A 10,233-nucleotide genomic window follows, 5' to 3' on the forward strand; every position below is an offset into this window, starting at 1 on the left:
CTGGGAAGCCCTCTGGGCCGCCGAGGGATCCGATTGGTTCTGGTGGTTTGGGGCAGGCCACTCCTCCGCCCATGATGCCGTTTTCGACCAGTTGTTTCGGGAGCACCTGCAGGCGCTCTACACTGCTTTGGGAGAGGCGGTGCCGACCGTGCTGCAATTTCCCCTGGAGGATCATGACGGCCTAGGGGATCGCCTGCCGCAGGGGTTTATCCACCCGGCCATCAACGGTCGTCCGGCAGAACGGGAGTGGAGCCAAGCGGGGCGGGTGGAGATTGGAGCGGCCCGAGGCACCATGCACCGCAACAGCGCCGTTCGCCGCCTCTGGTACGGGTTTGATCACTTCAACCTCTATCTGCGGCTGGATTTTAACTCGGTGGTGCAGCGGCCCAGGCAATTGCTGGTGCTGTGGTTCTATCCCAACCGCGTCACCGTCAACAGCCCCATTCCCCTGCAGGGGTTGCCGGCAGAAGCCCCTCTCAACTACCACTACCGCCACCTGTTGCGGTTGTCACTGCCGCCTCCCGGCACCGGCCAGCATCCGGCAGAGGTGCAAGCCCAGCTCTTTCAGGCAGGGGAGTACCACACCTGGCACGCCATCGGCCATCAAGTGAAGGCGGTGGTGGATGCCTGTTTGGAGGTGGCCATCCCCTGGAGCAATTTGGGCGCCCAGCCGGGTCAGGAGCTGCAATTTGTCATCCTGGCCGCGGATGGCGAGACCTTTCAGGAAGGGATCCCGCCCAAGGCCACCATTGCCCTGCGCAGACCCTGAGAGTGATGACCAGCAGAGCTTCAAGTTATGTCGCGCGATCTCTATCCCCCCATCGAGCCCTACGATCAAGGTTTTCTGGCGGTTTCCTCCCTCCACACCCTGTACTACGAGCAGTGCGGCAACCCGGCAGGCAAGCCGGTGGTGTTTTTGCACGGGGGGCCTGGAGGCGGGATCGATCCCATCTACCGGCAGTATTTCGATCCCAGCCGCTGGCGGGTGGTGCTGTTCGATCAGCGGGGCTGCGGGAAAAGTCGCCCCTATGCCGAGCTGCGGGAGAACACCACCTGGGATCTGGTGGCGGATATCGAGAAGTTGCGCCAGCATCTGGGCATTGATCGCTGGTTTGTGTTCGGGGGCAGCTGGGGCAGTGCCCTTGCCCTGGCCTATGGGCAAACCCACCCCCAATCCTGCCTAGGGTTTGTCTTGCGGGGCATTTTTCTCTTGCGCCCTTTTGAGCTCCGCTGGTTTTACCAGTCGGGGGCCGGCTACTTTTTCCCCGACGCTTGGGAACATTACCTGGAGCCGATCCCTCCCGAAGAGCGGGATGACCTGCTGGCAGCCTACCACCGCCGCCTAAACGACCCAGATCCCCAGGTACGGCTGAGGGCAGCTCGCGCCTGGTCCGTCTGGGAGGCCAGCACCAGCAAGTTGATCCCCAGCCCAGAGCTCATCGAGCGCTTTGGTCGGGGAGAGTTTGCCGAGGCCTTTGCCCGCATTGAGTGCCATTACTTTGTCCACGGCGGTTTTTTGGATCCGGAGGATCAGCTCCTCAGGGGGGTGGGACGGCTGCGGCATCTGCCGGCGGTGATCGTCCAGGGGCGCTACGACGTGGTGTGCCCGCCCATCTCTGCTTGGGAGCTGCATCAGGCTTGGCCAGAAGCAGAGTTTCGGATGATCCCCGATGCTGGCCATTCCATCACCGAGCCTGGAATCCGCACCGCCCTCCTGGAAGCCACCGATCGCTTTGCCGGTTTGTGAGCCCCGCCGAGCCAACCCAGTGCTGCCAGGGATCCCAAGACCTTGAAGAATTGCTACAGGAAGGCCGGCAAAACCTTGGGATCCAGCCCAGAAGCACGGCCAAGCCTATCGACAGTTGGCGATTTTGGGTTTATCACTGAGGGAGGGGCGGTGCAAGCTGCCCACACCTGGCTGGTGCATCCACCCAAGTGCTTCGCGGATTCAAGCTCATTTCTACTTCACCGTTTCCAGGGTCGAACCATGCAGAAACCAACCCATCTGTTCAAGCTTGCCCTAGCCCTGCCCATCTCCTTCTTGCTGGCAGATGCAGTTGTGGCCTACCCCTGCGACTCGGTTGGGGGTGAAGCTTACAACCACCACGGCTCCACGGTTCAGGTCAGCAGCGACGCCAACAGCTTCGGGGTTCAGTGGTCGCCTGCCTCCTATGCTGTCGGCAACGGCTTCATTGGAGTTGCCATTGAAACGGTGAACGGCGAGCAAGCCCAGAGCGCCATCAGCCGTCGTCTGTTCGGCCCCGCACTTCGAGTTCAGGGGGTGCAGGTGGTCGGCTTGCTCCAGGATGGTCCTGCTCAACGAGCCGGTCTGGCCCAGGGCGATATTTTGATTGGAGTGGATGGGCAGCGGGTCACCTCCGTGCAACATGTGCAGCAGATCATCCAAAATACCCCGGTAGGCCAATCGGTGCCGATTACCTTCCGCCGTGGTGAGCAGGTGCTGTCAACGGTGGTTGTGGTGGGGGATGGCCGGGTGTTGCGCCCCTTGATGCTGCAGCAGCAGTGAGCCTTGTCGGGATCCCTACCCGGAGCTCTCTGTGAATGCCAATTGGAGTTCGGGATGGGCTGTCTGGGCAGTTTGCGGCCTCAACGGCTTGCTGTTTTTGGCCCTGGTTGCTCTCATTCCTGTCATTTTGAAGCTGCGCTCGGCTCTTGGGGTCACAGAGCAGGCCATGGCCGATTGGCGAGAAGCAGCTCAACAGGCCTTGGCTCCCACTCCCGCTGAGTTGCTGCGTCTGCGGGATCGTCTGCGCGAGAATCGCCATACCCTTGCCCGCTGGCAACGTCGTTTGCAGTTCTGGCAAGGGATCCGCAGGGTGGCCGTTTGGCTGGGGCGTAGGCTTTGAGGGATATGGATAGCAACTATCCTGTCTCCAATCCCATCCGGTTGCAGGTCATGGCCAACGCTCTGGCAGGGATTGCCGAAGAGATGGGAGCCCGCCTCATCCGCGGTTCTTATTCGGCCAACATCAAGGAGCGGCGGGATTGCTCCACAGCTCTGTTTGACTCGCAAGGGGCCTGTATTGCCCAGGCGGCCCACATCCCGGTGCATTTGGGCGCCCTTTCGCAGGCGGTGCGAGCGGTGGTGGCAGCCAACCCGCGACCCGGAGATGTGTTTGTCCTTAACGATCCCTACCAGGGGGGATCCCATCTGCCGGACGTTACGGTGGTCGCGGCCATTCCCGGCTGGAGGGATCCCGACCGGATTTGCGCCTATGCTGTGAACCGTGCTCATCACGCTGATATTGGAGGGATGCGCCCTGGCTCCATGCCCGCCGACTCCACAGAACTTTGGCAAGAGGGGCTGGTGATCCCGCCGGTACGGCTGGCTGGGCTCTCTCTAGAAGGAGAGTTGTACTGGCAGGAGGATCTGCTGCGCCTAATCCTGGCCAATGTGCGCAATGCCGAGCAGCGGCGGGGGGATCTGCAGGCCCAGGTGGGGGCCAGCGCAGTGGGGATGAGCCGGTTTCGGGAGTTGCTGGCCCGCTTTGGAGAAGAGGAAGCTTGGCAGTTGATCGCAGGGGTCATCGAGTACAGCCGCCGGCGGATGCGGGCGCAAATTCAGGCTCTGCCCGATGGGATCTACACGGCTGAGGATTGGTTGGAGGGCTACGGGGATCCGCCCGCGCCCCTTGAGATTCGGGTGCAGGTGGAAGTAGAGGGCGAGAAGCTGCGGGTGGACTTCACCGGCACTGCTCCGGCCATGGCGGGAAACCTGAACGCGCCCCTGGCCGTCACCCGCTCGGCGGTGTTGTTTGCCCTGCGCTGTCTGTTGGATCCCACGGCCCCCAGCAATGTCGGCTTGGAGGATCCCATCGAGATCGTGGCGCCGCCCGGCTGCTTGGTGAATGCCCAGTTTCCGGCAGCAGTGGTGGCGGGCAATGTGGAAACCTCGCAGCGCATTGCCGATGTGGTGTTCAAAGCTCTGGCTCCCGTGGCCGGATTGCGGAGCATCGCTCAGGGGCAGGGCACCATGAACAACTGTGTGCTGGGCAACCGCCACTTCACCTACTACGAAACCCTGGGAGGTGGTCAGGGGGCCAGCCGGCAACGACCGGGTTTGGACGGAGTGCATGTGGGCATGAGCAATACCCTCAACACCCCCATCGAGGCTCTGGAGCTGGAGTATCCCCTGCGGGTACTGCGCTACGAGCTACGCCAGGATTCCGGCGGCCATGGCCAACAGCGGGGCGGCTGGGGGCTAATCCGCTCCATCCAGACTTTGCAGGATTGCACCCTCTCCCTGCTCACCGAGCGGCGCCACTATGCCCCCCAAGGAGAACAGGGAGGCGGGCCAGGCCAAGTGGGGATCAACCTCCTCAACGGGGATCCCTTGCCTGGCAAAATCAGCCGCTCCCTAAAAGCCGGCGACGTGATCACCCTCTACACGCCGGGCGGCGGGGCTTGGGGCTCAAACGAGGATGAGCAGGCTCCCGAACCCAGGTAGCGCAGGTGGTCAAGAAACAACTGCTCGCAGCGGCGAAGCACCTCATCGCGGCTGGCGAAGTGCTCCAGCCTTTGCACTTCTTGACCTTTCTCAAACAAAATTAGGGTTGGCAAAGAGCGCACCCGATAGCGGCGCGGCAGCCAAAAATTGTCGTCTACATTCACCCGCAGTACTTTGACCGCCCCTCCCCACTCGGCTACGAGACGGTCGGTAATCGGCTGAATGAAGCGACACAGGCCACACCAAGGGGCGCCGAAATCCACCAAAACCAACCCATCACTTGTCAAAAGTTCTTGATTAAAAGCATCTAAAGCAACTTGCAAGGCCATCACTCCCAAACTAAAGAAGTTCTTTGGGATCATGCTACCAGGCAACTTGGCTGGCTGCAGAAACCATTTGGGGATGGAAAGCATAAAGAATCAATACAAAGCTGAATACCCCCAGATAGGCCCAGCGAAAAAACTCTTGGGGGCGCAGTTGCTGTCGCTTCTGCAGAATGGCCAAGCCGGGGATCACCGAGGTACGCGCCTTGAGATCGCGGAAGGCCTGCCCGTATTTCCGCTCCAGGCGGTGATCCCCATGCCAAACGGCAAACAGGTGGTAGGCAATGAGCCCAAGCGAGGTCACCACCATAAAGCTGGAGCCAATCCAAAGGGTATGGGCTACACACCAGATCACCTGGCCCACCATTTGGGGATGACGGGTGATGCGGATGATCCCGGTTTCAAACAGGTGGATCTCCGGCTTGCGAATGGCGGCGATCTCCAGCAAGTTGAAGGTGGCCGGATACAAAAAGAAAAAAGAGAGGGCAGACAAAAGAGCAACGGTGGTGCGAATGCCTGGGACGGCTTGGAGATCCCAGAGAATCACCCCGTCGTAGCGGTGGTTGAAAAAATAGATGAGCAACAGCGGTGCCAAACTGAGGCTCACCAGAGCAAAGAAGATGCGGTACAGACGGGATCCCAGCCAGCTTTCCCCCCAGGGCCGCAAGTAGGCTAATCCGCTGTGAGCACAGGCAAACCCCAAGATCAGGGCTAACATTGTCCAATGGGATCCGTACTGGCCTAGCCTCTGCAGAAAGTCGCTGAAGGGCGTGAACAGCATCTTTTGGATGACTCCTCTGGTGTTGCTGTGGCTTATGCTTAAAAATAAGTTACATTAGGTTCCCCATGCTCAAAACTTTTTTTCGGCGTCTTGTCAGCCTGCTCCTGTCTGTAGCCCTTTTGCTGGGATCAGGGAGTTCAGTTGCTCAGGCTGCCCGTCTCACCGGCAAGTATTACGAAGACAGCATGACCTTGATCCAAACCCTGCGCACCGTCCTTTCCGAAGGGGATCCCCTGATGAACCCGGAAGAGGCGCGAGCGGAAGCCATGCAGGCCATCCAGGAGTTTTCTGGGCGCTACCACGGCCATCGCTACGACAAGCTGCAGTCTTTTACCACTTTGCGCACGGTGTTTAACACGCTGGCCTCCCAGTACCGCACTTCCAACCGGCCTCTCAACCCCGAAAAGGTGGAGCGGGTGCTGATGCAACTGGATCGGGCGGAATTGGCCTTGCGCCGAGAAGGTTGAGCTTTTTTTAGATTGGATCTCCCCGATCCAAATCACAGGCAAATTTCCCCGCTGCGGCCAGACTGTTCCCAGTCCGCAGAAGCCAGGGTCTTCTCAGGTCTCTTTTTGAATCTGAGAGGAAGGGCGCAGTGCTTTTCTGGAAGTGGAGGAGATTTTTATCTCGATTGAGGATTGGGGAGGTCGTGATGGTCAAAAATCGTTGGGTTTTGCTCTCGCTGCTGCTGATGGTTGGGGCTGTTGCTTCTCACCCAGCTTGGCTCCTGTCTCTCCCAGCCCAAGGACAGGTCGTTGGGGCTGTCGAGGAGGGATCCCCAGGCCCTTTTTTTGCGACGGACGGCCTGGCCCTGAGGGGCTATGACCCGGTGGCCTATTTCATCGATGGCAAGCCCGTCAAGGGATCCCCAGAGTATGAATGGGAGTGGGGAGGGGTGACCTGGAGGTTTGCCAGCGCCGAGAATCGGGAGCGGTTTCGCAACGACCCAGAGCGCTTTGCCCCCCAGTACGGCGGGTTTTGTGCCTGGGCCGTGGCCCACAACTACCTTTACCCGGTGGATCCCTTTGCCTGGAAAATCGTCGATGACAAGCTGTACCTGAACGCCAACCGGCGGGTACAGCGTAACTGGGAGCGCGACATCCCCGGCTTGATCAAGAGGGCAGATGCCAACTGGCCAGCTTTGAGAAGCCGATAGGCCCAAGTCCCTCTGGCCTGGGGTTCAATGGGCGAGGCGCAGGGTCACCTTGATGCCAACTCGGTAGGGGCCGCTTTCGCAGAGTTCCAGCTGGCCTCCCATTTCTCTCAGGAGCCGCTCGCTCACCCGCCAGGCGGCACAGCCCTCTGTCTGAATGGGCACATGGCATCTCCCCTCAAGGTTCCACTCTAGGCACAAACGTCCCTCTCCTTCTGGGGCGGGATAGAGGTGCAGAGCCATCGAACCATAGCGTAGGGTGCGGATGCCCCAGCGACACACTCCCAGCAGCGCCTGCACCAAGCCGTGGGGATCCGCCCAAACGGTGAGGCTGTCGGGGAGAAGGGGCACCTCAAAGGCCGAGGTGGGTTGTAGAACCGGCCATTCGTAGCGAATGCCCTGATCCTGGGCCTGTAGGCGAGTTAGGCTGTACACATCCTGCAGGAGGGGGCGTAGTCGGGTCGGTTCCGGTCGCAGAGGTTGGATGGGCAGGTCATGGCGAGCCAGGCGGGTGTATTCCTCAAGCAGCTTGATCAGACGCTCCACCGCTTCTTTGGCACTTTGAAGGTATTCCCGCTCCTCTTCGGGGGAGTCACATAGATCCGACAACACCAACTGCAGGGATCCCATCTGGCTGCTGAGGGGATTGCGCAGCTCATGGCCGATGCTGACGAGCAACTCTTGTTGAAAGGCTCGCATCACCTCAGAGCGTTCAAAAGCAAACTGCCAATCCACGGCCCCTTGCCCGTCGGCAGGGGCGGCCTGCTGTAAGGGTGGGTCGGGTTTGGCTGTAGGCGAAGGCTCCCTCAAGAAGTGCTCCTGGCGAAGGACAGGGGATCCCATCCGTGCTCAGATCTCTGGGCTCGGAGCTTTAAGTTTTGGACAGTTCCGGCTCCGGCGATACCCCATCTTATGGGATCCTACCCTTTTCTATCCGACGAAGTGGGCGCTGACCACCCGTTCAACCCCGGCCAGATCTCGGTGAACTTGGATCTGCCGATAACAGCCTCTAGCTTGCAACTGCTCCGCCACCCAAGGGGCTTGGCCTCGCATCACTTCCACCGCCCAAAAGGAGTTCGGGGCCAGGTAATCCGGTGCTGCTTGAATCAACAGTCGCAAGTGGGCTAGGCCGTCTTCTCCCCCATCCAGAGCTTGTCGCGGCTCGTGCAGTCGCACCTCTGGCATGAGAGAGGCCAGCTCAGCAGAGGGAATGTAGGGAGGGTTGGAAACCAGGCCGCGCAGCTGCCCCCGCCAGGGATCCAAGGGCACAAACCAGGATCCCAGCAGCAAGTTCACCCGCTCCTGCAGATGGTGGGCTACCACATTGTCTGCCGCAACAGCCAATGCCTCTGGGCTGGAATCCACGGCCAGAAGCCGCAACTGGGGATGGTGATGGGCCAACGCAATGGCAATCGCCCCGCTGCCTGTACCCAGGTCGGCAAAACAGGATCCCGGCGGCAGAGGATTGGCCTGTAGCCAAAGGGAAGCCTGCTCCACCAGCAGCTCGGTCTCCGGGCGTGGGATCAGCACCGCCGGCGTCACCCGCAAGCTCAAGCCCGCCCACTCAACTTTGCCCAACAGGTACTGTAGGGGGATGCGCTCTTCCACCCTTTGCCGCCAAAGGGCCTGCACCTCCTCCAGGGGATCCCCCTCCCCAGCCGGAGCGCGACCCATCAACCGCTCCAACGGCCCCCACCCCAGCCGTTCCCTGAGCAAAATCTCCACTTCCTCGGCAGGGATCCCAGCCGCTTTTGCCGCCCTCAGGGCTTGGGCACGCCACTCTGTTAACCGCTTCACCAGAGCAGACGGGGATCCCATCAGGGGCTTAGGTTAACGCTGAGGCTGGGGACTTGCAGAAGGATTGGCAGGCCGGGCCAGGGATTGGATATACTCCAGCGCCGAGCGAGAGGGGATAAAGGCAATTTTCTGCACATCGGCCTGCGCGTCGGGGGCCAGCATACGCTCTACCACAATGGCCAGCGAGGTCACTTCAATCTGGGTTTTCCCAACCACATCCGGGTTCTGCGCCGCTGCCCGATCCAAAGCCCTCCGCAAATCGTTGCGGTCGAAGAAGAAGGGCACCACCTCATGGCCATCCTGCTCGATGGTCAGCAGCCCCTCTCCGGAGCGGCCATAGAACAGAGGCACACCAATCGCTTCTGCAGGCACATCTTGACCGGTTTCCTTCAGCACCTGCTTGGCTGCTTCCACATCAGAAGCCCGAGGCACCACCTCAAAATACAGGTCACTATTCTTGGCGCGCTCCTCTTCCGATTTTTCGTAGGCATACCCCAGCGAGAGAGGCACCACCCGGGCTTGACTGGCTATCTCGGGGTTGCTGGCTTTCACCTGCTCCAACACTTGCTGGGCTTGGGCTTGATCCAGCCAGAAGGAAACCACTTGGATAGTGCGGCCATCTCGCTCCACATTGGCGACAACGGGGGTGCCGTTCTGAGACACAATGGCAAAAACAGGCACCAGATTCAGCCGTTCCGCCACCTCTTGCCGGCTCATGGGGCCTGCCGCAGCCTGAGCCAGTAGAGCACTCTCCTGAGCCCAAACGGGAGTCACAGCCAAGCCCCCCCAAGCTGTTCCGATCAGGATCCCGGCTACGCCGCCCACCTGAGCTGCACAGCGGCAGAGGGAGCGCACAGGCGATACTACATTACAACGCGTCATTCTCATCTCAACTCCCGGCATCGCGCCTTGTTCTGGTTGCTATGGGGTCAGCTTCCTAAGTACTAACCAACAGCCTGGGGCAAATCAAAAGCTGCCTAGATTAAACCCGCTCAACAGGGCTTAGGCTAGCGATGCGGCACACTCTCAGCCTTAGGATCCCGGTTGGCCATCGCTGACAACACCCCGGCACACCTATCTTGAAGAGCGCTCTTGGGCCACCCTAGAAGCCAAGGTTAGAACATCTGCTCGACCTCTGTCGAGGGGCAAAGCCCCTATTTTGGGTGGGGATCCCGCATCACCCAATACTATATACGGAGTCGCATACAACTGATCCACGCTAGATGCAGATCCCTCCGAGGGTTGTGTACCCAGTTCTCCCATAAAACGCTGCCTATTCCAGCCTTGTTCGGCGGTGTCCTGATGTAGCCGCGCAAACGTGGCAGCTGCTGTTAACTTTTGTTAAGGTAGGGGTGCGAACCCACAGCTGTAGGGAGCATTGAGTCATGGCTAAGATCTTCACCGCTGAATTCAACCAATTTGAGACCATCAACGCTACTCAGGCCTGGTCTTTGTTTTTCACCATCAGCGCTTCCGATCGGCTGCTGGGTGACAACCCGGCTGTTGGCCGCTACCTAACGTTGGCTTTGTTCAGCGCCGTCCTCACCGGGATCCTGAATGTGCTGGTGGCTTCTTAGCTAGACCCTTTGCGGACGGAACGAGTTTTTTGTTAAGAGGCCGCCGGCAGAGGCAGCTTGAACTGAGACAAGGGGATCCTGCTCTCAGGTTTTTTGATTTTGAATGGGAAAGGATCCCTTGTTCTCTTTGTGGG

The 10,233-nt window shown here is 60.0% G+C and carries 12 protein-coding genes and 1 pseudogene; 8 read left to right on the plus strand and 5 right to left on the minus strand.

What is annotated here, in order from left to right; all coding sequences use genetic code 11:
* The 5 genes and pseudogenes from NW837_RS03860 to NW837_RS03880 form a co-directional block, all read left to right on the plus strand.
* Positions 1-769: pseudogene (locus tag NW837_RS03860) on the plus strand (glycoside hydrolase); the annotation flags it as partial.
* Between the two features lie 27 nt (positions 770-796).
* Positions 797-1,747, plus strand: a complete 951-nt coding sequence (gene pip, locus NW837_RS03865) for a prolyl aminopeptidase (protein WP_414329348.1) — start codon at positions 797-799, stop codon at positions 1,745-1,747.
* Between the two features lie 240 nt (positions 1,748-1,987).
* A complete protein-coding gene (locus tag NW837_RS03870; RefSeq protein WP_238376905.1) occupies positions 1,988-2,527 on the plus strand; it encodes a PDZ domain-containing protein in 540 nt (179 codons plus the stop codon).
* Between the two features lie 31 nt (positions 2,528-2,558).
* Positions 2,559-2,867 (plus strand): hypothetical protein, encoded by a 309-nt coding sequence (locus NW837_RS03875; protein WP_414329349.1) that lies wholly within the window; start codon positions 2,559-2,561, stop codon positions 2,865-2,867.
* Between the two features lie 5 nt (positions 2,868-2,872).
* Positions 2,873-4,468 (plus strand): hydantoinase B/oxoprolinase family protein, encoded by a 1,596-nt coding sequence (locus tag NW837_RS03880; RefSeq protein ID WP_414329350.1) that lies wholly within the window; start codon positions 2,873-2,875, stop codon positions 4,466-4,468.
* Here NW837_RS03880 and NW837_RS03885 read toward each other — a convergent pair.
* Both NW837_RS03885 and NW837_RS03890 read right to left on the minus strand, forming a co-directional pair.
* Positions 4,405-4,797, minus strand: coding sequence for a thioredoxin family protein (locus NW837_RS03885; protein WP_041437173.1), 393 nt, complete (start codon positions 4,795-4,797; stop codon positions 4,405-4,407). The genes NW837_RS03880 and NW837_RS03885 overlap by 64 nt on opposite strands.
* Positions 4,798-4,831: 34 nt before the next feature.
* Positions 4,832-5,572, minus strand: a complete 741-nt coding sequence (locus tag NW837_RS03890) for an NnrU family protein (RefSeq protein ID WP_414329351.1) — start codon at positions 5,570-5,572, stop codon at positions 4,832-4,834.
* Positions 5,573-5,637: 65 nt separating this feature from the next.
* Between NW837_RS03890 and psb27 the strand changes: the two genes are divergently transcribed.
* Both psb27 and NW837_RS03900 read left to right on the plus strand, forming a co-directional pair.
* Complete coding sequence (gene psb27 / locus NW837_RS03895; RefSeq protein WP_414329352.1) at positions 5,638-6,039, plus strand: photosystem II protein Psb27; 402 nt, start codon at positions 5,638-5,640, stop codon at positions 6,037-6,039.
* A 224-nt stretch (positions 6,040-6,263) separates the two neighbouring features.
* Entirely contained in the window at positions 6,264-6,728 is a 465-nt protein-coding gene (locus NW837_RS03900) for a YHS domain-containing (seleno)protein (RefSeq protein WP_414329356.1), read from the plus strand.
* Positions 6,729-6,752: 24 nt separating this feature from the next.
* On the opposite strand, the gene NW837_RS03905 is transcribed toward NW837_RS03900, so the two are convergent.
* The 3 genes from NW837_RS03905 to NW837_RS03915 form a co-directional block, all read right to left on the minus strand.
* Positions 6,753-7,535: a sensor histidine kinase gene (locus NW837_RS03905; protein ID WP_414329353.1), complete on the minus strand. Its 783-nt coding sequence runs from the start codon at positions 7,533-7,535 to the stop codon at positions 6,753-6,755.
* Between the two features lie 120 nt (positions 7,536-7,655).
* On the minus strand, positions 7,656-8,543 hold the full coding sequence (prmC, locus tag NW837_RS03910; protein ID WP_414329354.1) for a peptide chain release factor N(5)-glutamine methyltransferase: 888 nt from the start codon (positions 8,541-8,543) through the stop codon (positions 7,656-7,658).
* Positions 8,544-8,555: 12 nt separating this feature from the next.
* Positions 8,556-9,410: a Tic22 family protein gene (locus NW837_RS03915; RefSeq protein ID WP_414329355.1), complete on the minus strand. Its 855-nt coding sequence runs from the start codon at positions 9,408-9,410 to the stop codon at positions 8,556-8,558.
* Between the two features lie 497 nt (positions 9,411-9,907).
* Here NW837_RS03915 and NW837_RS03920 point away from each other — a divergent pair, with 497 nt between their 5' ends.
* Complete coding sequence (locus NW837_RS03920; RefSeq protein ID WP_011432601.1) at positions 9,908-10,099, plus strand: hypothetical protein; 192 nt, start codon at positions 9,908-9,910, stop codon at positions 10,097-10,099.
* The last annotated feature ends 134 nt before the right edge of the window (positions 10,100-10,233 follow it).

The sequence above is a fragment of the Synechococcus sp. R6-10 genome, assembly GCF_047461815.1.
Lineage (GTDB): Bacteria > Cyanobacteriota > Cyanobacteriia > Thermostichales > Thermostichaceae > Thermostichus.